23 protein-coding genes, 2 tRNA genes and 1 pseudogene are annotated in these 25,641 nt (G+C 68.3%); 9 read left to right on the forward strand and 17 right to left on the reverse strand.

The window, feature by feature from the left end; genetic code table 11:
* The first annotated feature begins 76 nt into the window (after positions 1–76).
* Positions 77–1,504, forward strand: coding sequence for a short-chain fatty acyl-CoA regulator family protein (locus PGN37_RS25405; protein WP_335333745.1), 1,428 nt, complete (start codon positions 77–79; stop codon positions 1,502–1,504).
* A 2-nt stretch (positions 1,505–1,506) separates the two neighbouring features.
* On the opposite strand, the gene PGN37_RS25410 is transcribed toward PGN37_RS25405, so the two are convergent.
* From PGN37_RS25410 to PGN37_RS25420, 3 genes are read right to left on the reverse strand one after another with little or no spacing between them, the layout of a single operon-like run.
* Entirely contained in the window at positions 1,507–2,214 is a 708-nt protein-coding gene (locus PGN37_RS25410) for an HNH endonuclease family protein (RefSeq protein ID WP_335333746.1), read from the reverse strand.
* The gene (gene recG / locus PGN37_RS25415) at positions 2,211–4,448 is read right to left on the reverse strand and encodes an ATP-dependent DNA helicase RecG (RefSeq protein WP_335333747.1); all 2,238 of its coding nucleotides are present in this window, start codon (positions 4,446–4,448) and stop codon (positions 2,211–2,213) included. The genes PGN37_RS25410 and recG overlap by 4 nt, the downstream gene beginning before the upstream one ends.
* A gap of 1 nt (position 4,449) precedes the next feature.
* Positions 4,450–6,099 (reverse strand): DAK2 domain-containing protein, encoded by a 1,650-nt coding sequence (locus PGN37_RS25420; protein ID WP_335333748.1) that lies wholly within the window; start codon positions 6,097–6,099, stop codon positions 4,450–4,452.
* Positions 6,100–6,312: 213 nt separating this feature from the next.
* Here PGN37_RS25420 and rpmB point away from each other — a divergent pair, with 213 nt between their 5' ends.
* Positions 6,313–6,507 carry a 50S ribosomal protein L28 gene (rpmB, locus tag PGN37_RS25425; protein WP_014815134.1) on the forward strand — a complete coding sequence of 65 codons (195 nt, stop codon included), beginning with the start codon at positions 6,313–6,315 and terminating at the stop codon, positions 6,505–6,507.
* Positions 6,508–6,560: 53 nt separating this feature from the next.
* On the opposite strand, the gene PGN37_RS25430 is transcribed toward rpmB, so the two are convergent.
* Together PGN37_RS25430 and PGN37_RS25435 are read right to left on the reverse strand one after the other, a co-directional pair.
* Positions 6,561–7,238, reverse strand: coding sequence for a uracil-DNA glycosylase (locus tag PGN37_RS25430; RefSeq protein WP_335333751.1), 678 nt, complete (start codon positions 7,236–7,238; stop codon positions 6,561–6,563).
* Between the two features lie 27 nt (positions 7,239–7,265).
* A complete protein-coding gene (locus tag PGN37_RS25435; protein WP_335333752.1) occupies positions 7,266–8,222 on the reverse strand; it encodes a thiamine-phosphate kinase in 957 nt (318 codons plus the stop codon).
* Between the two features lie 143 nt (positions 8,223–8,365).
* Between PGN37_RS25435 and PGN37_RS25440 the strand changes: the two genes are divergently transcribed.
* Both PGN37_RS25440 and PGN37_RS25445 read left to right on the forward strand, forming a co-directional pair.
* The gene (locus PGN37_RS25440; protein ID WP_335333754.1) at positions 8,366–8,608 is read left to right on the forward strand and encodes an Lrp/AsnC ligand binding domain-containing protein; all 243 of its coding nucleotides are present in this window, start codon (positions 8,366–8,368) and stop codon (positions 8,606–8,608) included.
* Between the two features lie 9 nt (positions 8,609–8,617).
* Positions 8,618–9,166: a DUF3515 domain-containing protein gene (locus PGN37_RS25445; RefSeq protein WP_335333755.1), complete on the forward strand. Its 549-nt coding sequence runs from the start codon at positions 8,618–8,620 to the stop codon at positions 9,164–9,166.
* A 3-nt stretch (positions 9,167–9,169) separates the two neighbouring features.
* Here PGN37_RS25445 and PGN37_RS25450 read toward each other — a convergent pair whose 3' ends face one another.
* From PGN37_RS25450 to PGN37_RS25460, 3 genes are read right to left on the reverse strand one after another with little or no spacing between them, the layout of a single operon-like run.
* Positions 9,170–10,273, reverse strand: coding sequence for a D-alanine--D-alanine ligase family protein (locus tag PGN37_RS25450; protein ID WP_335333756.1), 1,104 nt, complete (start codon positions 10,271–10,273; stop codon positions 9,170–9,172).
* Between the two features lie 12 nt (positions 10,274–10,285).
* The gene (locus PGN37_RS25455) at positions 10,286–11,398 is read right to left on the reverse strand and encodes a cystathionine gamma-lyase (protein ID WP_442933024.1); all 1,113 of its coding nucleotides are present in this window, start codon (positions 11,396–11,398) and stop codon (positions 10,286–10,288) included.
* A complete protein-coding gene (locus PGN37_RS25460; protein ID WP_335333758.1) occupies positions 11,398–12,393 on the reverse strand; it encodes an NAD(P)H-dependent glycerol-3-phosphate dehydrogenase in 996 nt (331 codons plus the stop codon). Before PGN37_RS25460 ends, PGN37_RS25455 begins: the two co-directional genes overlap by 1 nt.
* A gap of 53 nt (positions 12,394–12,446) precedes the next feature.
* On the opposite strand from PGN37_RS25460, the gene cofC reads away from it, so the two are divergent.
* Genes cofC through PGN37_RS25475 form a run of 3 tightly spaced genes read left to right on the forward strand, consistent with a single transcriptional unit; the run spans position 12,447 to position 16,352 of the window.
* Positions 12,447–13,112 (forward strand): 2-phospho-L-lactate guanylyltransferase, encoded by a 666-nt coding sequence (cofC, locus tag PGN37_RS25465; protein WP_442933025.1) that lies wholly within the window; start codon positions 12,447–12,449, stop codon positions 13,110–13,112.
* 54 nt (positions 13,113–13,166) lie between these two features.
* Positions 13,167–15,422 (forward strand): RNA degradosome polyphosphate kinase, encoded by a 2,256-nt coding sequence (locus tag PGN37_RS25470; protein WP_335333760.1) that lies wholly within the window; start codon positions 13,167–13,169, stop codon positions 15,420–15,422.
* A gap of 33 nt (positions 15,423–15,455) precedes the next feature.
* Positions 15,456–16,352 carry an NUDIX hydrolase gene (locus tag PGN37_RS25475; RefSeq protein ID WP_335333761.1) on the forward strand — a complete coding sequence of 299 codons (897 nt, stop codon included), beginning with the start codon at positions 15,456–15,458 and terminating at the stop codon, positions 16,350–16,352.
* 82 nt (positions 16,353–16,434) lie between these two features.
* Here the strand turns inward: PGN37_RS25475 and PGN37_RS25480 are convergent, their stop codons facing one another.
* The 3 genes from PGN37_RS25480 to leuC form a co-directional block, all read right to left on the reverse strand.
* A complete protein-coding gene (locus PGN37_RS25480) occupies positions 16,435–17,106 on the reverse strand; it encodes an HU family DNA-binding protein (protein WP_335333762.1) in 672 nt (223 codons plus the stop codon).
* Positions 17,107–17,297: 191 nt separating this feature from the next.
* Positions 17,298–17,891, reverse strand: coding sequence for a 3-isopropylmalate dehydratase small subunit (gene leuD / locus PGN37_RS25485; RefSeq protein WP_335333763.1), 594 nt, complete (start codon positions 17,889–17,891; stop codon positions 17,298–17,300).
* An 11-nt stretch (positions 17,892–17,902) separates the two neighbouring features.
* Positions 17,903–19,348, reverse strand: a complete 1,446-nt coding sequence (gene leuC / locus PGN37_RS25490) for a 3-isopropylmalate dehydratase large subunit (RefSeq protein ID WP_335333764.1) — start codon at positions 19,346–19,348, stop codon at positions 17,903–17,905.
* Between the two features lie 36 nt (positions 19,349–19,384).
* Here leuC and PGN37_RS25495 point away from each other — a divergent pair, with 36 nt between their 5' ends.
* Entirely contained in the window at positions 19,385–20,086 is a 702-nt protein-coding gene (locus PGN37_RS25495; RefSeq protein WP_335333765.1) for an IclR family transcriptional regulator, read from the forward strand.
* Positions 20,087–20,136: 50 nt separating this feature from the next.
* On the opposite strand, the gene PGN37_RS25500 is transcribed toward PGN37_RS25495, so the two are convergent.
* The 4 genes from PGN37_RS25500 to PGN37_RS25515 form a co-directional block, all read right to left on the reverse strand.
* Positions 20,137–20,209, reverse strand: a tRNA-Glu gene (locus tag PGN37_RS25500).
* A gap of 61 nt (positions 20,210–20,270) precedes the next feature.
* Positions 20,271–20,345: transfer RNA gene (locus PGN37_RS25505), tRNA-Gln, on the reverse strand.
* A 129-nt stretch (positions 20,346–20,474) separates the two neighbouring features.
* Positions 20,475–21,950, reverse strand: a complete 1,476-nt coding sequence (gene gltX, locus PGN37_RS25510; RefSeq protein WP_335333766.1) for a glutamate--tRNA ligase — start codon at positions 21,948–21,950, stop codon at positions 20,475–20,477.
* Positions 21,947–22,735, reverse strand: coding sequence for a fumarylacetoacetate hydrolase family protein (locus PGN37_RS25515; protein WP_335333767.1), 789 nt, complete (start codon positions 22,733–22,735; stop codon positions 21,947–21,949). Before PGN37_RS25515 ends, gltX begins: the two co-directional genes overlap by 4 nt.
* Positions 22,736–22,853: 118 nt before the next feature.
* Here PGN37_RS25515 and PGN37_RS25520 point away from each other — a divergent pair, with 118 nt between their 5' ends.
* Positions 22,854–24,077 (forward strand): MFS transporter, encoded by a 1,224-nt coding sequence (locus PGN37_RS25520; protein WP_335333768.1) that lies wholly within the window; start codon positions 22,854–22,856, stop codon positions 24,075–24,077.
* On the opposite strand, the pseudogene PGN37_RS25525 reads toward PGN37_RS25520, so the two are convergent.
* Positions 24,056–24,587: pseudogene (locus PGN37_RS25525) on the reverse strand (hypothetical protein). The gene PGN37_RS25520 and the pseudogene PGN37_RS25525 overlap by 22 nt on opposite strands.
* 59 nt (positions 24,588–24,646) lie before the next feature.
* On the reverse strand, positions 24,647–25,641 hold a 995-nt coding region (locus PGN37_RS25530), incomplete at its 5' end, for a 3-isopropylmalate dehydrogenase (protein WP_335333769.1).

Here is a 25,641-nt window from a genome sequence, read left to right on the forward strand (position 1 = left end):
GTAAATGCGTAATTTTGCGTCCTTCGCTCGGCTACTTTGCAAACATTGCGAACTCTGCTCGCGGTACGCTCTCCAGGTGGCCGGGGCGCCGAACAAAACGTTCGCGGGGGCGCGTTTGCGCCGCCTGCGAGAGGAACACTGCCTCACTCAGGTGGCGCTGGCCAGGACGCTCGACCTGTCGACCAGCTACGTCAACCAACTGGAGAACGATCAGCGGCCCATCACGGTGCCGGTGCTTCTCACACTGACCGAACGCTTCAACCTGCCCGCACACTTCTTCGCCACCGACTCAGACGCCCGACTGGTGGCAGACCTGCGGGAAAGCCTCGCCGAGAACCAGGCCACCACGACGCAGATCGAGGAACTGGCCGCCCGCATGCCTGACGTCGGACAGGCCATCGTCAGCCTGCATCGCCGGATGATCAACGCGACCGCTGAAGTCGAGGCACTCCGTAGCCGAGCCACCCTCGACATCCCCGACGATCCGGCACGACCGATGCCTTTCGAAGAGGTCCGCGACTTCTTCTACGACCGCAAGAACTACATCGATGAACTCGACCGGGCCGCCGAAGATCTCTTCAACGCTCACCAGCTTCGCGTCGGAGAACTCGACGTCCAGCTGATCAGCGTGCTGGCCGACGAGCTCGGCATCACCGCGGTTCTCGATGACGAAAAGACATTGGGCCCCAATGTCAAAAGGCGCTTTCGTCCGGACACCGCAACGCTGCACATCGCCCGCTGGCTGCATCCCGGCCAGCGGGCCTTTCAGATGGCCACACAGCTGGCGCTGCTGACCCAGGCCGACGCGTTCGACGCGATCCTGGCCACTGACGATCAACTCACGCCAGAGGCCCGCGAGGTTGCACGCATCGGGCTGGCCAACTATTTCGCCGGCGCCCTGTTGCTGCCCTACCGTCGTTTCCTGCAGTCGGCCAACGAACTTCGCTACGACATCGACCAGTTGGCCCGGCGCTTCGAAGTCGGGTTCGAGACTGTCTGCCACCGACTCTCCACGTTGCAGCGTCCCGATGCTCGCGGGGTGCCATTCATCTTCGTCCGCGCCGACGCCGCCGGCAACATCTCGAAACGGCAGTCTGCAACCGCGTTTCACTTCTCCCGGGTGGGCGGCAGCTGCCCGCTGTGGGTGGTTCACCACGCCTTCAACCGGCCCGGCGAATTCATCACCCAAGTAGCCCAGATGCCCGACGGGCGGTCCTATTTCTGGATTGCCCGGACCACCGACTCGCCCCCGAGCCACTATCTCGGTCAGCGCAAGACATTCGCCGTCGGGCTCGGCTGCGAACTCAACCACGCCGACAAGTTGATCTATTCCGCCGGTGTCGATCTCACCGACGCCGAGACCAGCGTCGCCATCGGCGCGGGCTGCAAGGTGTGCGATCGACCGGCCTGCGCGCAGCGGGCATTCCCTTATATCGGCAGGACGGTGCATATCGATCCTCACACCAGCACCGATCTGCCCTATCCGTCGGCAGCGACGTCCTGACGTCAGCCCGTCGGACAGGTCGCAGCGGCATCCCGCAGCACCGGCACCGACGGCGCGTCGACGGGTAACCCGTAGCCACGCAGGACGGCGATGAACTGCATCGCGTACTGGCAGTGGAACGCGGTGTTGGGCGGCATCCAGAGCGCGGGCTCCTTGTCGCCCTTGTCCTGGTTCGCCTGGCCCTCGACCGCGAGCAGGTTGGCGGGATCGTTGGCGAACCGGGTGCGCAGATCGTCCGGCCAGCCGCGCGCACCGAGATCCCAGGCCAGTGCCAGCGGCACGATGTGGTCGATCTGCACCGCCGCTCCCACCTGGTTGCCGCGGGTGAACGCCACCACGACGCTGGTGTACGGGTCGAGCAGGGTGCCGGTGGCCACCGCGGTGGGACACCGCTTGATCGCGACGTAGGTCTTCTCCTGCAAGTCCCGATCGAGGACGTCGTTGCGGGTGTCGCAGCCGTTGTGTCCGCCGGGGGCCGTGGTGTCGTCGGTCCACGACTCGCCGAACGCGTCGCGGCGGTAGTCGTGACTGCGGACACGTGCGGGGATCTCGGCGACGCCGGCGAGGACGTCGACGCCCGGTGCGACAGTGGGGATGTCGGCCTGGGCGATGAAGCGCGTGGCCCCGCGCGGTGACGTGCCGACCTGGACGGCGACGATGACGGCCAATGCGGTGGCGACCGTGAGCCACAGCAGCTGCCGACGGTTCACGACATGTCCAGGTACTGAACGCGATCGGAATCGACGAACGGCGCCGACAGCGTCGCCATCCCGGGATCCTGAGGGTCGAGTTCGAACACTCTCTCGCACAACTCTTTTGCGGATTCGATGATCTCGCGGTGGCTGGCCAGAGACAGGAAGCGCAGCGTGATCGCCCGCCCGGACTGGTGCAGACCCAGCACGTCGCCTTCGCTGCGCTCGCGAAGGTCGAGGTCGGCGAGGGCGAACCCGTCCAGCGTGCCGGCCACGGCGGTGAGACGCTGCCCCGCCTTCGAGGTCTCCGGCAGGTTGGTGGCCAGCAGGCACAGGCTGGGATGCTGCCCGCGCCCGATCCGGCCGCGCAGCTGGTGCAGCTGGCTGATGCCGAATCGGTCGGCGTCCATCACCACCATCACGGTGGCGTTCGGGACGTCGACGCCCACCTCGATCACCGTCGTGCACACCAGCACGTCGATGTCGCCGGCGCGGAACGCCGACATCACCGCGTCCTTGTCCTCGGCGGCGAGCCGGCCGTGCATCAGGCCGAGCCGCAGCCCCGCCAGCGGACCGTCGGACAACCGCTCGAACATCTGGACCACCGTGACGGGCGGGGGCCCACCCTGCGCGGCGTCCCCGGTGTTCGTGCCGCCCTTACCCTTGGCCGGTTTGTCGTTCTCGTCGATGCGGGAGGCCACCACATAGGCCTGCCGGCCGGCGCGGACCTCTTCGACGACCCGCTGCCAGGCCCGCTGCAGCCACGCCGGCTTCTCCCTGACGAAGATCGCGGTCGTGGTGATCGGCTGACGGCCGCGCGGCAGCTCCCGCAACGTGGAAGTCTCGAGGTCCCCGTAGACGGTCAGCGCCACGGTCCTCGGGATGGGCGTCGCAGTCATCACCAGAAGATGCGGCGTGATGCCCTCAGGAGCTTTGGCGCGCAACCGATCTCGTTGCTGAACCCCGAACCGGTGCTGTTCGTCGACGACGACCATGCCGAGGTTGTCGAATTCCACCGCGTCCTGCAGCAGCGCGTGTGTCCCGATCACGATGCCCGCGGTCCCGCTCGCCACCTCCCGGCGCGCATCGCGCTTCTGCTGCGCCGACATCGAGCCGGTCAGCAGCGTCACCGCCGTTGCCTGATCGGTCGCACCGAGCTGGCCGGCCGTCGCCAGTGGGCCCAGCATGGCGCGGATCGACTGGGCGTGCTGGGCGGCGAGCACCTCGGTCGGCGCGAGCAGCGCGCACTGATAGCCGGCGTCGATCATCTGCAGCATCGCCAGCAGCGCGACAACCGTTTTCCCGGAACCGACTTCGCCCTGCAGCATCCGGTTCATCGGGTGCACGCCGGTCAGCTCGGCGGAGATCACGTCGAGGACTTCGCGCTGCCCGGCGGTGAGGTCGAACGGCAGCTGCTTCGCCATCGCCGCAGCCAGACCGTCGTCGCGGGCGCCGGCTGCGGGCCCGGTTCCGGAGAGCTCGCTGTGCCGGCGCACCACCAGACCCCACTGCAGCCCGATCGCCTCGTCGTAGGTGAGGCGTTCGATCGCCCGTTCGCGCTCGCGGGTGTCCTCGGAGATGTGCACCGCACGCAACGCCGCGTCTTCGGGCATCAGATCGTGTTCTCGCACAACCCATTCCGGCAGCGGATCGGGCACCGGGTCGAGCACCGCGAGCATCTGTCGCATGCAGGCGTAGATGTCCCACGTCTGCACCTTGGACGTCGCCGGATAGATCGGGAAGTACTCCTTCTCGAACGCGGCCAGCACGTCGGTGCCGCCTGCGGCATCGGCGATCGCCGACAGGGATTTGGTGCCCTTGGCGGTGCCGTCGTCGCGCAGGATCAGGAACGCCGGATGGGTGAGCTGCATGACGCCGCGGAAGTATCCGACCTCGCCGGACAACATCACTCTGGCGCCCTTGACCAGTGAGTGCTTCAGGTACTTGGCGTTGAAGAACGTAGCGGTGACCTTGGGTCTGCGCTGCCCCAGCGTCACGACCAGGAATTCCCGCTTCGGTTGCCGGTTGGTGTAGCGCAGAGTGGCCTCGGTGATGACGTCGACGAACGTGACGTGCTCACCTTCCTCGAGGTCGAGCTCCTCGCCCTCGTCGCGCACGCTCATCGCGTCGCTGTACTTGCGAGGGAAATATCGGACCAGGTCCCCGCAGGTCCGCAGCCCCAGATGCTCCTCGAGCGGCTCGGCCGCCTTGCGGCCCAGCACGAAGTCGAGCCGATCACTCAGTGTCGCCACGTCATTCGACTCCGATCAGCAGCACGTCGCCGCCGTGGCCGGTGCGGAAGCTCACGATGTCGGTTCCCGGGTGTTCGCGCCGCACGTGCTCGGCCAGCGCGTCGGCGACGTCGGGCTCCACACCGGCACCGGTGAGCACTGTCACCAGCTCGCCTCCGGCGGCCAGGAGCAGGTCGATCAGCCCCGCGCCCACGTCGGCCACGCTGTCGCCCACCAGGACCACCTCGTCGCCGGCGATGCCCAGCCCGTCGCCCGGCCGGCACGCGCCCGCCCACGTGAGGGCCTCTTCGGCGGCCACGCGCACCGATCCGCAGCGAGCCCCCGCCGCGGCCCTGGCCATCGTGTAGCTGTCGTCGACGAGCTGGTGATCGGGGTCGTGGACGGCCAGCGCCGCCAGACCCTGCACCATCGAACCGGAGTACACGGGCACCATCGTGATCCCCCAGTCCGACGCCACCGCCCACCCGGCGAGCAGTTCTTCGGCGGCGACGTACCCGTTGGGCAACACCATGACCTGCTCTGCGCCGGTGTTCACCAGCGCGTGCAGCAGGTGGTGGGCGCTCACGGGCAGTCCGGGTTCCGGGCGCAGGATCTGGGCGCCCTCGCTGGTGAAGAGCTCCTCGGCGCCGTCGCCGTCGACGACGGCCAGCACCGCGCGTTCCCGGGCCCACCCGCCGGCGGGATGACGGTCGGCGCCGCCGGTCAGCGACGTGATCTGGATGCGGCTGGGCGTTCCGACCGCCAGCGCGGCCTCCACGGCGGCACCCGCGTCGTCGACGTGGACGTGGACCGAGTACCGGCCGGCCTCGGCCGAGGCCGCGATGGCGACGGACTCGCCGAGCTCGTCCAGGCGCGCGCGCAGCACCTCCACGCCCGCCTGCTCGGCGCCGCTGAGCAGGTACATGACTTCGAACTGCGGGGTCGACCCCTTCGACACAGCGGTCGCCGGGTGCCCCGCCTCGCCCGCCGGTGTGTCGACGGGTTCGGGCCGGTAGCGCGGCCGCGGCTGCGCGTGCCCGGTGAGCGTGGTGGTCAGCGCGTCGAGCAGCACCAGCAACCCGCGCCCGCCCGCGTCCACCACACCGGCGTCGGCGAGCACGTCGAGCTGGGTGGGCGTGCGGTCCAGCGCAGCGACAGCCGCCTGAGCGGCAGCAGCCACGACCGGGGCAACGTCGTCCTGTTCGTCGGCCTCGCGGCCTGCCGCGTCGGCAGCGTCCTGCAGCACCGAGGTGATGGTGCCGGGAACGGCCTCGCCCATCGAGGTGACGACCAGGGTGACGGCGTGCCGCAGCGCGGCGGCCAGCAGCGGGCCGTCGATGTCGGCGATCACCCGGTCCTCGGTGGCGGTGGCGGTGACGTCGGCCATCGCGCGGAGGATCTGGGACAGGATCACCCCGGAGTTGCCGCGGGCGCCGCGCAGTGCTCCGTCGGCGAGCGCGGCCGCGACCGCGGTCACGTCGTCCCCGGGGGCGCCGGAGTCGGCCTGCGCCCACGCGGAGCGCATCGTGAACAGCATGTTGGTGCCGGTGTCGGCGTCGGCGACCGGGAACACGTTCAGTGCGTTGATCTCGTCGGTTTGGCTGATCAGGTCGGACACCGCGGTGTGTGCCCAGCGCCGCAGCGTCGACGCATCGAGCCGCCGAGCCGACATCCTCACCTCCGAACGCCTGGGCGCCGGTGCATGCGCGCGCCGGCGCCAGCCTAGCCACTGCGTCGGACAGGGAAGAGAGGGTGAGTTCGGTCCTGTTGACAGCCGTGTACGCCGTTTTGGCGAACCTCGGGGCGGCCCGGTAGTCTGATCGGGTTGTCGGGTCACCCGTCAGGTCGTTGACCCCCAAGCGCTGACTTATGAGGAGTTCTCACTATGGCTGCCGTGTGCGATATCTGCGGGAAGGGCCCCGGCTTCGGTAAGTCGGTGTCGCACTCCCATCGCCGGACGAGCCGTCGGTGGAATCCGAACATCCAGTCGGTGCGTGCGGTGGCCCGTCCGGGCGGAAACAAGCAGCGCGTCAACGTGTGCACGTCGTGCCTGAAGGCCGGCAAGGTCACCCGCGGCTGATCAGCCGGCGCGACCATTCGCCCCTCCGGGGCACATGACCCTGGCCCCCCACCTCAGGGCAGGCGCCAGTTCACCGGTTCGGCCCCCCTCTGCGCCAGCAGCTCGTTGGCGCGGCTGAACGGCCGCGACCCGAAGAATCCCCGCGACGCCGACAGCGGCGACGGATGCGCCGACTCGATGACGGCGGTATCGCCGAGCATCGGCTTCAGCGTCGCGGCGTCTCGCCCCCACAGCACCGCCACCAACGGCCGGTCCCGGGCCACCAGGGCCCGGATGGCGCATTCGGTGACGGCCTCCCACCCCTTGCCCCGATGCGAGGCCGGAGTGCCGGGCCGCACGGTCAGCACCCTGTTCAGCAGCATGACGCCCTGCTCAGACCACGGGGTCAGGTCACCGTTGGTCGGCGCCGGGTAACCGAGGTCCTGTTGGTACTCGGTGTAGATGTTGGCCAGGCTCCGCGGCAGGGGACGCACGTCGGCGCCGACGGAGAAGCTCAGTCCGACAGCATGACCGGGGGTCGGGTAAGGGTCCTGTCCGACGATGAGGACACGCACCTCGTCGAAGGGATAGGTGAAGGCCCGCAGCACCTGCGCGCCTGTCGGCAGGTATCGGTGTCCGGCGGCCATTTCGGAGCGGAGGAACTCCCCCATCTCGGCGACGCGGGCGTGCACGGGGTCCAGGGCAGCAGCCCAGGACTCGTCGATCAACTGCTGCAGTGGGCGTGCGGTCACGACAGGCCAACTTAGTGCCCCGGCTGTTCAGTAGGACTGCCAGCCCGCGCTGCCCGCCCATACCGCCCCGTCGACGGTGACGTCTCCCGCGCCGAATCCCGCCGAATGACCGTCGACCCGCCCGATGGTCCGCCAGCCCGGCGGAGGATCAGCCGGGAAAGTGGCCACCAGAGCGTGATCTTCACCACCACCGAGCACCCACTGCTGGGCGTCGGTCCCCACGGCTTCTGCCGCCGGCCCCAGGGCGTCGAGGTCAGCACCCAACAACTCCAGGGACAGCTCGATGTGGACACCCGATGCAGCCGCGACGTGCCCGAGGTCAGCGAGCAGCCCGTCGGAGACATCGGTCATCGCGGTGGCACCCGCCCGGGCTGCGACGACGCCCTGCCCGTACGGCGGAGCCGGCACCAGATGGCGCCGCCGCAATGCATCGAATCCGTCGATGTCGTTGTGCCACAACGCATACCCAGCCCCCGACCAACCGACGTCCCCCGCCACCGCGACCACGTCGCCGGGGCTGGCGCCGCTGCGCAGCACGGGTGGGTGGCCATCGAGGGCACCCAGCACCGTCACCGAGATCACCCACTGCGGGGCGGCGACCATGTCACCACCGATGATGCCCGCCCCCAGTCGCGCCGCCTCCTCCCACAGCCCGTCAGCCAGCGCGACGGCCTGCGCGGTGACGGTGTCACCCGGCGCGCCGAACCCGACGACGAACGCGGTGACCCGGCCACCCATCGCCTCGATGTCGGAAGCGTTCTGCGCGATGGCTTTTCGGCCCACATCGTGCGGTGTCGACCAATCGAGGCGAAAGTGCCTGTCCTGCACCAACATGTCGGTACTCACCGCTGTCGCGCCGCCGCCGGCGAGTACGGCGGCGTCGTCGCCCGGGCCGACGGAGACGAACGGTGGTTGCCGGCGCCCGGCGACCAGACGGTCGATGACCGCGAACTCACCGTCGCTGGCCAGCGTGCCGTCGGCCATGTCTGCTCCCTCGCCTGGTGGATCGCCCCGTCGGAAATGCTGGCCTGAACCCTGGGCTCACCTGCGGTACGGTCCCCACAGAGCTTATGCGGCGCCGTCGACGCCGCCGGCGATGAGTACAGACCGAACGGAGGGATCGCGGCGTGGTCGAGGCTTTCGTGCTCATCCAGACCGAAGTCGGCCGTGCCGAGATCGTTGCCAAACAGCTCGCCGGTCTGCCCGGTGTGCTGTCGTCGGAGTCCGTGACCGGACCCTACGACGTGATCGTGCGGGTGGGGGCGCCGACGCTGGCCGAGCTGACGTCGGGTGTGGTGCCTGCCGTTCAGCAGGTGGCGGGCATCACCCGGACGTTGACGTGCCCCATCGCTGAGGTGGCCCGCCCGTAGAGTGTCGCCATGACCGACACGACCCGCGACGGTCCGCCCCGCGCTGCGCTGATCGCGGCGATCGTGCTGGCAGTCGGAGCGGCTGTCGGCTTCCTGGTGTTCGCGGCGGTCACGCAGCACCGACAGGGCCCTGCACCCGTGGCACTCTCGACCGTGCCCGCCCCCCGAGCTGACGGCCCCGAGTGCGCCACTCTGGTGGAGAAGCTGCCCGACCAGCTCGGCGACTACCGGCGCGCGCCACTGGTCGATCCCGCGCCGGCGGGGGCGGTCGCGTGGCAGCGAGACGACGGCGGCGAACCGCTCGTGCTGCGGTGCGGTGTGGAACGCCCGACCGATTTCGTGGTGGGAGCCCCACTCACCGTGGTCGACGCGGTGTCGTGGTTCGAGGTGCAGGATTCAGCCGATACCGAGCGAGCCACGTGGTTCGCGGTGGACCGGCCCGTCTACGTGGCGTTGACCCTCCCCTCCGGTTCGGGGCCCGACGCCATCCAGACGGTGTCGAAGACCCTGGCCGACGCGTTGTCGGCACGACCGGTCGATCCCGGCCCGGCCAGGTAGCGGTCAGCGCAGGCCGGTACCGCGCGCGACCGCGGTGTCCACCATCGTGGCGAGCAGGGTCGGGTAGTCGAGGCCGCTGGCCGCCCACATGCGGGGATACATCGAGATCGTGGTGAAGCCCGGCATGGTGTTGATCTCGTTGATGACCGGGCCGTCGTCGGTGAGGAAGAAGTCGACGCGGGCCAGTCCCTGGCAGTCGATGGCCTGGAAGGCCCGGATCGACAGTGCGCGGATCTCGTCGGCGACGTCGTCGTCCACTTTGGCCGGGACGTCCAGTTCGGCCGCGTCGTCGAGGTATTTGGTCTCGAAGTCGTAGAAGCCGTCGTCGCGGCCACGCACGCCGGCCACGCGGATCTCCCCGACGGTGCTGGCGCCGAGGCGGCCGTCGGGAAATTCGAGGACTCCGCACTCGAGTTCGCGGCCCAGCACGGCGGCTTCGACGATCACCTTCGGGTCATGGCGCCGCGCCAGGTCGATCGCGGCCGGCAGCAGATCCCAGTAGGTGACGCGGCTGACCCCGATCGACGAGCCGCCGCGGGCGGGCTTGACGAAGACCGGCAGCCCGAGCCGCTCGCGGTCGGTCAGCGACACCGTGCTGTCCTGGGGCCGCAGCACGATCTGGTCCCCGATGGGCAGGTCGGCGGCGGCCAACAGCTTCTTGGTGAACTCCTTGTCCATCCCCACCGCGCTCGCGAGGACGCCGGCGCCGACGTACGGCACTCCGGCCAACTCGAGCAGACCCTGGATGGTGCCGTCCTCGCCGTAGGGGCCGTGCAGCACCGGGAACACGACGTCGACCGAGGCCAGCACCTCGCCGGCGGCCTCCCCCATGGACAGCAGCTGCCCGCGACGGGCCGGGTCGGGCGAGAGCGCCAGCGCGGTTCCCGACGACTCGCTGACACCGGGCAGCGCGCCGTCGGTGATGGCCAAGCTCTCGGGGCGGCCGTCGCCGAGCACCCAGGATCCGTGCGGGGTGATCCCGACGGCGACCACCTCGAACCGCTGGGGGTCGAGGTTGCGCAGGATGCTGCCTGCGGAGACACACGAGATCGCGTGCTCAGAACTCCGTCCGCCATAGACGACGGCAACGCGGGTGCGGGCAGTCACAGTCTGGAGAGGCTACCGGCCGACCCCGGCAAGGGCCGACTCGATATCGGCGAGCAGGTCGTCGGTGTCCTCGATTCCACACGAGATGCGGGCGAAGCCGGGCGGCACCGGATCGCCCCATCGCGCCCTGCGGTCGACCGAGGTGTGCACGCCGCCGAAGCTCGTCGCGCCGACGAGCAGCGCGCTGCGGCGCACCAGCTCGTGGACGGCGGGGGCATCGGCCAGCTCGACCGAGACGATGCCTCCGAAGCGACGCATCTGCCGCGCCGCGACGGCGTGGGAAGGATCGTCGGGCAGACCGGGATAGCGCACTGCCGAGACCGCGGGATGGGAGCGCAGCATCATCGCCAGCGCGGCGGCGTTCTGACATTGCCGTTCGAAGCGCAGGCCCAGCGTGCTGAGGCCGCGCAGCACCAGCCACGCCTCGAACGCGCCGAGGATGGGCCCGGCGAGGAGCCGCTCGCGGTGCAGCCGCTCCATCACATCGGCGCGATTACCGGCGACGTATCCGGCGAGCAGATCGTGATGGCCGGCGAGCGCCTTGGTGGCGCTGGCCACCACGAAGTCCGCGCCGAGCGAAAGCGGTTGCTGTCCAAGAGGTGTCGCTGTCGTGTTGTCGACCACGAGCAGTGCGCCGCGCGGCCGGCACTGCATCGCGAGGTGATGCAGGTCCACGACATCCAGGTTCGGATTCGACGGCGTCTCGGCCAGCACCACGTCCGCGTCGCGGGCCGCCTCGCACATGTCCTCGCTGCGGGCTTGGACGACGGTGACCCCACGGGGGGCGAGGTACTCGGTGGCGTACGCCCGAACCTGGTAGTAGCCGTCGGCCGGCACGACGAGCGTGACGCCCGGTCCTGTGACGACCCGCAGCAGGGCCGTGATAGCCGCCATGCCCGATCCGAACGAGACCGCTTCGGCGGCGCCTTCGAGCTGCGCGAGGGCCGATTCCAGCTGCCGCCACGTGGGATTGTGCCGCCGGCCGTAGCTGTCCAGCGTGTCGTCCTCGTCCGCGCCGAGGTGGTAGGCGGCCGCAGGTACCGGTACCGGGCCCACCGGTTGACCCGGAAGATGTTCGCCGGCAACGGCTTTCAAGCTGCGGGTGGAGTCACCGTACGTCATCATCACTCCGGCTTCGTCGAACGGCCGAGCAACAGTGACACCGCGTCCTCCACCGACAGACCCTTGTGGCACACCCCGTGGACGGCCTCGGTCAGCGGCATCTCGACGTCGTAGCTCGCCGAGAGCGCCAGCACGGACCGGCACGAGGTCACACCTTCGGCGACGTGGCCTCCGGTGGCGGCCAGCGCCGCCTCCATCGTGCCGCCCTGCCCCAGCCGTTCTCCGAAGGAACGATTGCGCGAACGAGGGGACATGCACGTCGCGACGAGATCCCCGATGCCGGCCAAACCCGCCAGTGTCGCCGGTTTGGCGCCCAACGCGATTCCCAGCCGCATGATCTCGGCCAGTCCGCGGGTGATGATGGCCGCCGCGGTGTTCTCCCCCAGCCCCGCACCCGCAGCCATCCCCGACGCGAGCGCGATCACGTTCTTGCACGCACCGCCGATCTCGGCACCGATGACATCAGCGTTGGTGTAAGGCCGGAAGTACCCGGTGGCCAGCGCCCGCTGCAGCGCCACCGCCCGACCGGAGTCACTGCACGCGATGACGGTCGCGGCGGGCTGTTCGGCGGCGACCTCGCTGGCGAGGTTGGGACCGGTCACCACGGCGACGCGGGCAGCGTCGGCGCCGGTCACCTGCACCACGACCTGGCTCATCCGCATCAAGGTGTCCAGCTCGATGCCCTTGGCGAGGCTCACCAGGGTGGTGTCCGCACCCAGGTGCGGCGTCCACTGGGTCAGATTGACGCGCAGCGTCTGCGACGGCACGGCGAGCAACACGGTGCACGCGCCACTGAGCGCCTCGGCGTAGTCGCCGGTGGCCCGGATAGAAGTGGGCAGGGGGCCGTCGACGTACCCGGGATTGCAGTGCGTCCGGTTGATCTCGGCGGCTCGCTCCGGATCACGCGCCCACAATCTCACCCCGTTGCCGGCATCGGCCAGCACCTTCGCCAGGGCCGTGCCCCACGCTCCTGCACCCATCACCGCAGCCTCGACCACGGCTGCAACACTAGTCGGGAATAACTGCTGGCAGGATGGCGCTCGTGACCGGCATGAACACCTTCCCGGGCGCGCGCGTGCGAAACAGGGACGCGGGCGTCAGTGTGGTGATCGCGGTCAAGCGGTTGACGGCGGCCAAGACGCGCCTCGCGCCGGCGTTCCCGCCGGCCACTCGCGGCGGTGTCGTTCTCGCGATGCTCGAGGACACGATCGCCGCTGCCATCGCGGTGCCGGCGGTCCGATCGGTCATCGTGGTCACACCCGACGCCGATGCCGCGGCCGCTGCGAGCCGCCTGGGTGCGCTGACCCTGGAGGATCCGACATCCGCGGGTCATCACGATCCGCTCAACAACGCGCTGGCTGCCGGTGAAACGCTTGCGCGCCGGGGTACCACCAATGTGGTTGCGTTACAAGGAGATCTGCCCGCACTGCGTGAGGCGGAACTGACCGAGGCGATCACCGCCGCAGCTGCGCACCGGCGAAGTTATGTGGCCGACCGTCATGGCACGGGGACAGCCGCCCTGTTCGCGTTCGGCGTACCGCTTCGTCCTCTGTTCGGTGCCGACTCCGCCGCGCGCCATCGTCGTTCGGGTGCTGTCGAATTGACCGGCGACTGGCCCGGGCTGCGCTGCGACATCGACACCGCGCAGGACCTCACCGACGCCCGCCATCTGGGGCTCGGGTCAGCGACCTCACAGGTGATCGGCGCGCTGCGGTGAGCGCGAGTCCCTTCTGCTAGCCGCGGCGCCGGTGGATAGGGAATCATCGGGGGCATGACCGAAGCGCAGACCCGGCCGGACCCCGCAGAAACACCGGCGGACACCCCGGCAGACTCGGCGGCGGACACCCCGGCAGACACAGTGGCGGACACCCCGGCAGACACGGGGGCAGACTCGGTGGCGGACACCACGGAAGCGGCCGTACCCGATACCGCACCCGAGGCGCCACCGGCCGCGACAGCGCCCGCGGTCGACAATCCGCTTCCCGAAGACCGTTACCTCAACCGCGAGTTGAGCTGGCTCGACTTCAACGCCAGGGTGCTGGCGCTGGCAGCCGATCCGTCACTGCCGCTGTTGGAACGCGCGAAGTTCCTCGCCATCTTCGCGTCCAACCTCGACGAGTTCTACATGGTTCGTGTCGCCGGCCTCAAACGCCGCGACGAGATGGGGCTGTCAGTCCGCTCGGCCGACGGCCTGTCTCCGCGTGAGCAACTCCGCCGGATCAGCGAGCGCACCCAGCAGCTCGCCAGTCGGCACGCGCACGTTTTCCTCGACGCGGTGCGCCCGGCGCTGGCCGACGAAGGCATCGTGATCGTGACGTGGGCCGAACTCGACGACGACGAACGCAGCCGCCTGTCGACGTACTTCCACGAGCAGGTGTTCCCGGTCCTGACACCATTGGCCGTCGATCCCGCGCACCCGTTCCCGTTCGTGAGCGGTCTGAGCCTGAACCTCGCGATCACCGTGAAGCATCCCGACGGTGGACAGCACTTCGCGCGAATCAAGGTGCCCGACAACGTGGACCGCTTCGTCGAACTCGCCGCCCGTGAGGGCACGTCCGACGTCGCACGCTTCCTCCCGATGGAGGAACTGATCGCCGCGTTCCTCCCGGTGCTGTTCCCCGGCCTGGAAATCGTGGAGCACCATGCGTTCCGGATCACCCGCAACGCCGACTTCGAGGTGGAAGAGGACCGCGACGAAGACCTGCTCAAAGCCCTCGAGCGAGAGCTCGCGCGACGCAGGTTCGGGTCTCCGGTGCGGCTCGAGGTCTCCGACGACATGACCGAGGGCATGCTGGAGCTGTTGCTTCGCGAACTCGACGTGGCCGCCGGCGACGTCGTGGAAGTGCCGGGACTGCTGGACCTCTCGTCGCTGTGGCAGGTCTACGGCGTCGACAGGCCGGCCCTCAAGGACCGCCCGTTCGTCCCGGCGACACCGCCGGCGTTCGGCGAACGAGAGACCCCCAAGAGCATCTTCGCGACGCTGCGCGACGGTGACGTGCTGGTGCACCATCCCTATGACTCGTTCTCCACCACGGTGCAACGTTTCATCGAGCAGGCGGCCGCCGACCCCAATGTGCTCGCCATCAAGCAGACGCTCTACCGCACCTCGGGTGACTCACCGATCGTCAATGCGCTCATCGATGCCGCCGAGGCCGGCAAGCAGGTCGTGGCGCTGGTCGAGATCAAGGCCCGGTTCGACGAACAGGCCAACATCAAGTGGGCGCGTGCACTCGAGCAGGCCGGTGTACACGTGGTGTACGGGCTCATCGGACTCAAAACCCATTGCAAGACATGCCTGGTGGTGCGCCGCGAAGGGTCGATGATCCGTCGTTACTGCCACATCGGGACCGGCAACTACAACCCGAAGACGGCCCGGCTGTACGAGGACGTGGGTCTGCTGACGGCCGCCCCGGACATCGGGGCCGACCTCACCGACCTGTTCAACTCGCTCACCGGATACTCCCGCAAGGAGTCCTACCGCAACCTGCTCGTCGCTCCCTTCGGCGTGCGCCGCGGCATCATCGAGCGTATCGACCGCGAGATCGCCGCCACGCGTGACGGCGCCGAGGGCCGGATCCGGTTGAAGGCCAACGCATTGGTCGACGAGCAGGTCATCGACGCGCTCTACCGGGCCTCTCAGGCCGGCGTCCGGGTCGAGGTCGTCGTGCGCGGTATCTGCGCGTTGCGGCCCGGCGGGGAAGGATTCTCGGAGAACATCGTGGTGCGCTCGATCCTCGGTCGATTCCTCGAGCATTCACGGATCATTCACTTCCGCGCCATCGACGAATACTGGATCGGCAGCGCCGACATGATGCATCGTAATCTGGACCGCCGCGTGGAGGTCATGGCGCAGGTCAAGGATCCGCGATTGACGACCTCGCTGAACGACATCTTCGAATCCGCCCTGGATCCGGGGACGCGCTGCTGGCAACTCGGCGCCGACGGTAAATGGACGGCATTGCCTCAGGAGGGACAGACCGTGCGCGATCATCAGGTTTCGATGATGGAAAGCCACCGTCATCCGTAATCGGCCGATTCATCCGAGCGGGCTCGTGACGCCGTGAAGACCGAACCCATTCTCGCCGCCGGCGCGGTGCTGTGGCGTCCGCACGAGTCCACGGGTCATCCGGAGATCGCGGTGATCCACCGGCCGCGGTATGACGACTGGTCCCTGCCGAAGGGGAAACTCGAGCGCGGAGAGATCGAGCCCGTCGCGGCGGTGCGAGAAATAGAGGAGGAGACGGGTTTCCGCGCCCATCTCGGGCGTCGTCTGATGACGGTCGGTTACCCCGTCAAGGACACCACCAAGAAGGTCCGGTACTGGGCTGCCCGCACGGTCACAGGTGAGTTCGCGCCCAACGACGAGGTGGACGAACTGAAGTGGCTGCCGCTGGAACAGGCGATGAGCCAGGTGGACTACGCCCTGGATCGCAAGGTGCTGCGACGATTCGGCAAGTCTCCGGTCGACACGACCACGGTGCTCGTCGTCCGGCACGCCACCGCGGGAAGCAAGAGGCGGTACTCCGGCGACGATCGCAAACGCCCGCTGGACAAGAACGGCCGCGCCCAGGCCGAGGCGCTGGTGGATCTCCTGATGGCGTTCGGGGCCGGCCAGCTGTTCGCCGCCGACCGGGTCCGCTGCCATCAGACCCTCGGACCTCTCGCCGAGGAGTTGGGTGTCCCGGTCGTCAGCGAAACCGCTTTGACCGCAGAGGCATACGCGGAGAAGCCGAAGAGGGGCCGGCAGCGGGTGCTGGAGATCGCCGAGACCGCGTCTCACCCCGTGATCTGCACGCAGGGTGAGGTCATCCCCGATCTGATCGCGTGGTGGTGCGAGCGCGACGGTGTGCGCCCCGACAAGTCACGCAACCGCAAGGGCAGCACTTGGGTCCTGACGCTGGCCGGCGAACGGCTCGTCAGTGCCGACCACCTCAGCTCACCGCTGGCATCCCACTAGCCCGACACGCAGCGACGCCGTGGGCCTCGGCCCACGGCGTCGTCTGGAACTGCGGTGTCTTTACAACCGGTGTCGAAATCGGTTACTTGCGACCGCGCTTGGCCGGAGCCTTCTTGGCCGGAGCCTTCTTCGCGGGAGCGGCCTTCTTGGCGGGAGCCTTGGTGGCGGCCTTCTTGGCCGGAGCCTTGGTGGCGGCCTTCTTGGCCGGAGCCTTGGTCGCAGCCTTCTTGGCCGGAGCCTTCGTGGCAGCCTTCTTGGCCGGAGCCTTGGTCGCAGCCTTCTTGGCCGGAGCCTTCGTGGCAGCCTTCTTGGCCGGAGCCTTGGTCGCAGCCTTCTTGGCCGGAGCCTTCGTGGCAGCCTTCTTGGCCGGAGCCTTGGTCGCAGCCTTCTTGGCCGGAGCCTTCTTCGCCGCCTTGCGGGCAGTGCTCGATGCCGTCACTCCACGCTTGACGGCGGGACCCTCGGCCGGAAGCTTTTGCGCGCCCGAGACAACGGCTTTGAACTGAGCGCCGGGGCGGAAGGCCGGAACGGACGTGGGCTTGACCTTGACCGTCTCACCCGTGCGCGGGTTGCGGGCGACGCGGGCGGCGCGGCGGCGCTGCTCGAAGACACCGAAGCCGGTGATCGTCACGCTGTCACCCTTGTGCACGGCGCGCACGATGGTGTCGACGACGTTCTCCACCGCGGCGGTCGCTTGCCGACGATCCGAGCCCAATTTCTCCGTGAGTACGTCGATGAGCTCTGCCTTGTTCATGCAAAACCTCCGGGAACTGTGGTCCTCTTTGGACCGACTAGAGGACACGGTAAACCCATTACCCGTTGATTTCCAAGAGCCACGCGCAATTTCAGGCCGACTCAGCGAACTTTTTTCAATCCGCTTGGCCCCCTTCGGGTCCTACGGGGCGGCTGCAGAAGTGGATTGCAGAGCGTCTATTTCACTGCCGCTCAGGGCGTGACAGTGCGCGGCTTCCACTCCGGGCGGCGCGCTTCGTAATCCTCGATCTGGTCGAGTTTCCGCAGCGTAAGGCCTATATCGTCGAGCCCTTCGAGCAGGCGCCACGCGGTGTAGTCATCAATCTTGAAGGGCACCACCATCGTTTCTGCGGAGATGGTCCGATCTTGAAGATTGACAGTGATTTCCGTGCCCGGCCGCTGCTCGATGATTTTCCACAACAATTCCACATCGTCTTGTGCGACTTCGGCCGCCAACAGTCCGGCCTTGCCGGCGTTGCCCCGGAAAATGTCAGCGAATCGTGACGAGATGACCACCCGGAAGCCGAAGTCCATCAGCGCCCACACGGCATGTTCGCGCGACGAACCGGTGCCGAAGTCGGGCCCTGCCACCAGAACCGAACCACGGTCGAAGGGCGGCTGATTGAGCACGAACGAGGGATCGTTGCGCCAGGCCGCGAACAAGCCGTCCTCGAATCCCGTGCGGGTCACGCGTTTCAGGTAGACCGCCGGAATGATCTGGTCGGTGTCGACATTGGTGCGGCGCAGCGGCACGCCGATCCCGGTGTGGGTGGTGAAGGCTTCCATGGCAGCGTCTCCTAGTGAGTGTTCGCGGGGATCAGGTCGGCCGGGGACGACAGCGTGCCGCGGACCGCGGTCGCGGCAGCGACTGCGGGCGACACCAGGTGTGTGCGACCACCTTTGCCTTGTCTGCCCTCGAAATTGCGGTTCGACGTCGAGGCGCAGCGCTCACCGGGGGCCAGCTGATCGGGGTTCATGCCCAGGCACATCGAGCAGCCGGCCTGGCGCCACTCCGCGCCTGCGGCTGTGAAGATCTCACCGAGGCCTTCTGATTCGGCCTGGGCGCGTACGCGCATCGAGCCGGGCACGATCAGCATCCGAACGCCGTCGGCGACGGAGCGACCGCGGAGCACATCGGCCACCACGCGCAGATCCTCGATCCGCCCGTTGGTGCACGAGCCGACGAACACCGCGTCGACCGCGATGTCGCGCATGGGGGTACCCGCGTCGAGACCCATGTATGTCAACGCCTTTTCGGCGGTCTCCCGCTGGCCGTCGTCGAACATCGCTTCCGGATCGGGTACCGCGGCCGACAGCGGCACCCCTTGGCCGGGGTTGGTGCCCCAGGTGACGAACGGGCTCAGCGTCGAGGCGTCGATGTGGACCTCGGTGTCGAATTCAGCGCCCTCGTCGGTGCGCAGTTGACTCCACGCAGCCACCGCGTCGTCCCATGCGGCGCCCGTCGGCGCGTGCGCTCGCCCCTTCAGGAACGCGAAGGTGGTGTCGTCCGGCGCCACCATGCCGGCGCGGGCGCCTGCCTCGATGCTCATGTTGCAGATCGTCATCCGACCCTCCATGGACAGCGATTCGATGGCGCTGCCCCGGTATTCGATGACATACCCCTGCCCGCCGCCGGTTCCGATCTGTGCGATCACTGCCAGGATGATGTCCTTGGCGCTGACGCCGGGCGGCAGCTCACCGTCGACGTTGACGGCCATGGTCTTGAACGGCCGCAACGGAAGTGTCTGGGTGGCCAGCACGTGTTCGACCTCTGACGTACCGATGCCCATGGCCAGAGCGCCGAACGCGCCATGGGTCGAGGTGTGGCTGTCACCGCAGACGACTGTCGTGCCGGGCTGCGTGAGACCCAGCTGCGGTCCGATGATGTGGACGATGCCCTGCTCGACATCCCCCATCGGATACAGGCGGACCCCGAACTCGGCGCAGTTGCGGCGCAACGTCTCCACCTGAGTCCGAGACACCGGGTCGGCGATCGGCTTGTCGATGTCGACGGTGGGCACGTTGTGGTCTTCGGTGGCGATCGTCAGGTCCGGCCGCCGCACCGGCCGGCCCGCCATCCGCAGCCCGTCGAATGCCTGGGGGCTGGTCACCTCGTGCACGAGATGCAGATCGATGTAGATGAGATCAGGTTCGCGGGCATCACCCTCGCCGTTGCCGGCGACGACGACGTGATCGCTCCACACCTTCTCGGCGAGAGTCCGCGGCTTGTTCGCGATGTCCATTGACCATCTCACAATCTGGGAAGCTAGTATCTCCTTGTGAGACAGGATAGCGGTATCGGCGTGCTCGACAAAGCGGTGGCCGTCCTCCACGCGGTCGCCGAGTCCCCCTGCGGTCTGGCCGATCTGTGTGACCGCACCGCCCTGCCCCGCGCGACCGCACACCGGCTGGCCGTCGGACTGGAGACGCACCGGCTGCTTGCGCGCGACGCCGACGGGCAGTGGCGCCTGGGCCCCGCGCTGGCCGAACTCGGCAGCCACGTCCGCGACCCTCTCGTGTCGGCAGGCGCCGTGGTTCTCCCCCGGCTGCGCGAACTCACCGGCGAGAGTGTGCAGCTCTACCGCAGGGACGGCACCGCGCGCATCTGCATCGCCGCGCTGGAACCGCCTGCCGGTCTTCGGGATACGGTGCCGATCGGCGCTCGCCTGCCGATGACCGCCGGCTCTGGGGCCAAGGTGCTGCTGGCCTACGCCGACCCGGCCACGCAGCGCACCGTTCTGGCCGACGCGGCATTCACCGATCGTGCGCTTGCCGAGGTGCGCAAGCGCGGCTGGGCGCAGAGCGCGGCTGAACGGGAACCCGGGGTGGCGAGCGTGTCGGCACCGGTCCGCGACGGCCGCGGCGCAGTCGTGGCCGCGGTGTCGGTGTCCGGACCCATCGACCGGATGGGACGGCGCCCGGGTGCGCGCTGGGCAGCCGATCTGGTGGCCGCCGCCGACGCCCTGACCCGGCGACTCTGAACTCCGCGACATGAAAAAACTCGCAGGCCTCGAGGACCTGCGAGTAGATGTACCCCCGATGGGATTCGAACCCACGCTACCGCCGTGAGAGGGCGGCGTCCTAGGCCGCTAGACGACGGGGGCTAGAACATGTTCCGGACGGTCAGCATAGCCGAACACTGGAGTGCTGACCTAATCCGCACATTGGCTGGGGTACCAGGACTCGAACCTAGAATGGCTGAACCAGAATCAGCTGTGTTGCCAATTACACCATACCCCATTGGCAGCCTATCACCGCAGGTCACAGGCTATTTTTCGACCCTAGCGCCTCGCGGTGGTGCCGCGCGGTGCCGTTGTTCGGGCCGACGAGCAGACTACCAAAGATTTCCGGGTGCTTTCTCCACCCCCGTCACACCGCCGCTGCGGCATGGTCCCGGCCTGCTCGCAGCCGCGCGAGCGTACGGTCACGCCCCAGCAGTTCCAGCGATTCGTAGAGCGGCGGGCTCACCGACGAGCCCGTCACCGCGACGCGCACGGGTCCGAACGCCTTGCGGGGCTTGAGTTCGAGCCCGTCGATCAGTGCGAGCCTGAGTGCCTCGTCGATCTGCGGACTGCTCCAGTCCCCGAGCGCCACCAGGGCGCCCAGGGCGGCGTCGAGGACCGGCACCGCCTCGGGTCGCAGTTCCTTGCCCGCGGACTTCTCGTCGAGCGCGAACGAGCCGTCGTCGAAGAACTTGAGGAGCCCCCATGCGTCGCCGAGAACCACGATGCGCGTCTGCACCAGAGCGGCCGCTTCGGCGAACGCCTCGTCGTCGAGCCCGGTGTCGTGGCCGTGGGTGCGGAAGTACTCGCCGAGGCGGCGGGTGAACTCGTCGGTCTCGAGCATCCGGATGTGCTCGGCGTTGAGTGCGTCGGCCTTCTTCTGGTCGAATCGCGCCGGATTGGAGTTCACGTCGACGACGTCGAACGCCGCCACCATCTCGTCGATACCGAACACGTCGCGATCGTCGGCGATCGACCACCCCAGCAGCGCAAGGTAGTTGAGCAGGCCTTCGGGAATGAAGCCCCGGTCACGGTGCAGGAAGAGATTCGACTGGGGATCGCGTTTGGACAACTTCTTGTTGCCGTCGCCGAGGACGGGCGGCAAGTGGGCGAAGCGCGGTGTGCCGTCGGCGATGCCGAGCCGCTCGAGTGCGCCGTAGAGCGCCAGCTGTCGCGGAGTCGAGGGCAGCAGATCCTCGCCGCGCAGCACATGGGTGATCTTCATCAGCGCGTCGTCGACCGGATTGACCAACGTGTACAACGGTTCTCCGTTGCCTCGGGTCAGCGCGAAGTCGGGGATCGAGCCCGCGGGGAAGGTCGTCTCACCACGCACCAGGTCGTCCCACGTCATGTCCTCATCTGGCATGCGCAACCGGATGACCGGCGACCGACCCTCCGCGCGCAGCGCCGCGCGCTGCTCATCGGTGAGGTCGCGGTCGAAATTGTCGTACCCGAGCTTGGGATTGCGTCCCGCCGCGAGATGGCGGGCCTCCACCTCCTCGGCGGTGGAGAACGCCTCGTAGGCCTCCCCCGCCTCCAGCAGGCGCGCCAGCACATCGGTGTAGAGGTCCCGACGGCCCGACTGACGGTACGGCTCATACGGTCCCCCGACCTCGGGGCCCTCGTCCCAGTCGAGGCCGAGCCAGCGCAGCGCATCGAGCAGCGCCCGATAGCTGTCCTCACTGTCGCGTGCCGCGTCGGTGTCTTCGATGCGGAAGACGAACGTGCCGCCGGTGTGACGGGCATAGGCCCAGTTGAACAACGCCGTACGGATCAACCCGACATGGGGGGTGCCCGTCGGAGACGGACAGAACCTTACTCTGACACTGGACGGGGCTGTCACGATTTTCCTTTGCGCACAACGGGATTGGTGAGTGTTCCGATGCCTTCGACACTGATGCTGACGGTGTCGCCGTGTTCGAGGGGTCCCACGCCCTCGGGCGTTCCGGTCAGGATCAGGTCCCCCGGCAGCAGGGTCATGACTGCCGAGATCCACTCGATGATCGCGCCGATGTCGTGGATCATCAACGACGTTCGGCTGCGCTGTTTCACCTCACCGTTGACCTCTGTACGGATCTCCAGATCGGAGGCGTCGACATCGGTGACGATCCAGGGGCCCACCGGACAGAACGTGTCGTGGCCCTTGGCGCGCATCCACTGGCCGTCCTTCTTCTGCTGATCCCGTGCCGACACGTCGTTGGCGATCGTGTAGCCGAGGATGTTCTCCGCGGCCCGCGAGGCGGGAACGTCTTTGCACGGACGGCCGATGACCGCGGCCAGCTCGCCCTCGAAGTGCACCGGGTTGGCGTCGGCGGGGAGCTGGATCGGCGTGTGGGGTCCGATGATCGCGGTGTTCGGCTTGAGGAAGATGATGGGGTCCTCGAAGGTGCCGCCACCCATTTCCTCGATGTGAGCGGCGTAGTTCTTGCCCATGCAGACGACCTTGCTGGCCAGGATCGGCGCCAGCAGGCGCACGTCGGCCAGCGGCCACTGCCTGCCGGTGAATGTCGGTGTGCCGAAGGGGTGCTCGGCGATCTCACGGGCGATCGCCTCCCCGGGCTCGTCGACCGGCCCTTCGATGGAGACGAAAGCCACACCATCAGGGCTGGCGATTCGACCAAGACGCATGGCAGTCAGCCTAGCCGCAGCACCTGACGCTCCGGCGAGCGCACAGTCGACACACAGGTTGTCTCACTATATGAGATACCAGTTCAATATTGTGAGATGCCCGTGTCACCATGACGGTATGGACACCTCCTCCATCGGCACCGCGCGGCGCTGGTCCATGTTGGTCGTCGCTCTGGCCGCCACGTTGTGCGCCAACGTGTTCATCAACGGTGTGGCCTTCCTCATCCCGACGCTGCATCGTGAGCGCGGCCTGGACCTCGCGCAGGCCGGACTGATGTCCGCGCTGCCCAGCCTGGGGATGGTCGTGACCCTGATCGCCTGGGGTTACGTCGTCGACCGCGTCGGAGAGCGGAAGGTGTTGACGCTGGGTTCGGCGCTGACCGCCGCCGCCGGCTTCGGTGCGGCATCGGCGGACTCGCTGCCCACGGTCGGAGTCTTCCTCTTCCTGGGCGGAATGGCGGCAGCGAGCAGCAACACTGCCAGCGGCCGCTTGGTGGTCGGCTGGTTCGACGCGGACAAGCGCGGCCTGGTGATGGGAATCCGTCAGACCGCCCAGCCGTTGGGCGTCGGTGTCGGCGCGCTGGTGATTCCCCGACTGGCGGAATCGAGCGGGGTGTCGGGCGCGCTGCTGTTCCCGGCCGCTGTCTGTGCGGTCTCGGCGGTCGTGTGCGCTGTTGCGGTGCTGGATCCGCCGAGACCGGCGCGCGCCGAGGCCAGCGAGGCGGACCTCGCCAACCCCTACCGCGGGTCCTCACTGCTGGTTCGCATCCATCTCACCTCTCTGCTGCTGGTGGCGCCGCAGGCGATGGTGTGGACCTTCACGCTGGCCTGGTTGATCACCGACCGGGGGTGGTCCGCCGGCTCCGCGGGTGCGATGGTCACCGTCGCCCAATTGCTGGGCGCGGGCGGGCGAATCGCGGCCGGGCGGTGGTCGGACTCCGTCCTGCGGCGTTCCGGAGACGCGTTGAGTTCGCGGATGAGACCCGTACGCACGATTGCCGCCGCCGCGGCGGTGTCGATGGGATTGCTGGCGCTCACCGATTGGCTGGACTCCCCCGTCAGCATCGCGCTGATGGTCGTCGCGTCGGTGGTCACGGTGTCGGACAACGGGTTGGCTTTCACCGCGATCGCCGAGGTCGCCGGACCGTTCTGGAGCGGGCGCGCACTGGGCACGCAGAACACCACGCAATTGCTCACCGCCGGCGTCACTCCGCCGCTGTTCGGTGCCTTGATCAGTGCCGCCGGCTACCCGGTTGCGTTCGCAGTGTGCGCCGTGATCCCGCTGCTGGCGATTCCGTCGGTACCCGCGACCTCCCCAGCTCAGGCTGAGCGCACGGCCTGACGCGGAAGCAGCGCCAGGGCGGCAGCCAGGAAACACAGCGCACCTATGAACGTGCCGAAGTTGGCCAGCCACTCGTCCTCGGTGACACCTGTCGTCCGCACGAACGCCGCACCGGCCGACACGGCGAATGCCACGCACCCGATCAGATTGACCGCCGCGGCCACCCAGTCACGCGACGTCAGATCGATCAGCGCGCCCACCGCCACCATGCCGAGGATGCCGCTGACCAGAAACGCGGCAGACCCGAAGACGTCGGGGACCCAGACATAACGCCGCTCACTGGCCACGGCATGTGCCACCACCGACGCCCCGGTGCTCAGATTGAACAGCACGGCCCCGACGAATTGCACTGCTGCACTGGACCATTCCGCGCGGTCGGCGCGGTCGCTGCGGAACAGCTGAATCCAGGCAGCGGTCGTGAAGAACCACGACCCCCGAAAAGCAGAGCACATTCGCCCCGCCCGCACCCAGCCACGCCGGGACACCGGGCGCGGTCGCCAGCGCGAACAGTGCCGAGCCGACGACGAACAGCCAGCACTGCGCAGACAGCGTGGCCAGCCGCCGGATGACTACAGCTTTCCGAGGATGCGCTCGCCGACCTCGGCAGTGGTCAACGATTGATCGCCGCGGGTCGCGAGATGTTCCGCGACAGCCGCGTCGACACGGGCCGCGGCATCGAGCTCACCGAGGTGGGCCAGGAGCAACGACACACTCATGATCGCCGCCGTGGGATCCGCAATGCCCTGTCCGGCGATGTCGGGCGCGCTGCCGTGCACCGGCTCGAACATCGACGGATTGGTCAGCGTCGCATCGATGTTGCCGCTGGCCGCCAGCCCGATGCCACCGCACACCGCCGCGGCCAGGTCGGTGATGATGTCCCCGAACAGGTTGTCGGTGACGATGACGTCGAAGCGGCCGGGATCGGTGACCATGTGGATGGTCGCGGCGTCGACGTGCTGGTAGGCCACCTCGACGTCGGGATACTCCGCGGCCACGGACTGCACGGTGCGCCACCACAGCGAGCCGGCGTGGGTCAGCACGTTGTTCTTGTGCACCAGGGTCAGATGCTTACGGCGGCCCTGCGCACGGTGGAACGCGTCGAGCACCACGCGGCGCACGCCGTATGCGGTGTTGACGCTGACCTCGGTCGCGATCTCGTGGGGGGTGTTGACCCGGATCGCACCGCCGTTGCCGGTGTAGGGGCCCTCGGTCCCCTCGCGCACCACGACGAAGTCGATCTCGGGATCGCCGGCCAGCGGACTGCGCACCCCGGGGTACAGACGCCCCGGGCGCAGGTTGACGTGGTGGTCGAGCTCGAAGCGGATACGCAGCAGCAGACCGCGTTCGAGCACCCCGCTGGGCACCGACGGGTCACCGATCGCGCCGAGCAGGATCGCGTTGTGCTCCTTCAGTTCGCCCAGAACCGACTCGGGCAGCACCTCGCCTGTCTTGTGGTACTGGCGCGCGCCGAGCTCGTATTCGGTCTTCTCGACGCCCGGCCGGACGGCGTCGAGCACCGTGAGCGCCTGGCCGATCACCTCCGGACCGATCCCGTCGCCACCGA

This window comes from Mycobacterium kyogaense, from assembly GCF_036946525.1.
GTDB classification, from domain to species: Bacteria; Actinomycetota; Actinomycetes; order Mycobacteriales; family Mycobacteriaceae; genus Mycobacterium; species Mycobacterium kyogaense_A.

Excerpts from the sequence above, each read along its gene's own strand:
- cofC (WP_442933025.1), top strand. The coding sequence starts at position 12,447 with ATGAACACCTTCCCGGGCGCGCGCGTGCGAAACAGGGACGCGGGCGTC.
- PGN37_RS25445 (WP_335333755.1), top strand. The coding sequence starts at position 8,618 with ATGACCGACACGACCCGCGACGGTCCGCCCCGCGCTGCGCTGATCGCG.
- PGN37_RS25470 (WP_335333760.1), top strand. The coding sequence starts at position 13,167 with ATGACCGAAGCGCAGACCCGGCCGGACCCCGCAGAAACACCGGCGGAC.
- leuC (WP_335333764.1), bottom strand. The coding sequence starts at position 19,348 with ATGGACATCGCGAACAAGCCGCGGACTCTCGCCGAGAAGGTGTGGAGC.
- PGN37_RS25420 (WP_335333748.1), bottom strand. The coding sequence starts at position 6,099 with ATGTCGGCTCGGCGGCTCGATGCGTCGACGCTGCGGCGCTGGGCACAC.
- PGN37_RS25515 (WP_335333767.1), bottom strand. The coding sequence starts at position 22,735 with ATGCGTCTTGGTCGAATCGCCAGCCCTGATGGTGTGGCTTTCGTCTCC.
- PGN37_RS25480 (WP_335333762.1), bottom strand. The coding sequence starts at position 17,106 with ATGAACAAGGCAGAGCTCATCGACGTACTCACGGAGAAATTGGGCTCG.
- PGN37_RS25520 (WP_335333768.1), top strand. The coding sequence starts at position 22,854 with ATGGACACCTCCTCCATCGGCACCGCGCGGCGCTGGTCCATGTTGGTC.
- rpmB (WP_014815134.1), top strand. The coding sequence starts at position 6,313 with ATGGCTGCCGTGTGCGATATCTGCGGGAAGGGCCCCGGCTTCGGTAAG.
- PGN37_RS25435 (WP_335333752.1), bottom strand. The coding sequence starts at position 8,222 with ATGGCCGACGGCACGCTGGCCAGCGACGGTGAGTTCGCGGTCATCGAC.
- PGN37_RS25455 (WP_442933024.1), bottom strand. The coding sequence starts at position 11,398 with ATGATGACGTACGGTGACTCCACCCGCAGCTTGAAAGCCGTTGCCGGC.
- leuD (WP_335333763.1), bottom strand. The coding sequence starts at position 17,891 with ATGGAAGCCTTCACCACCCACACCGGGATCGGCGTGCCGCTGCGCCGC.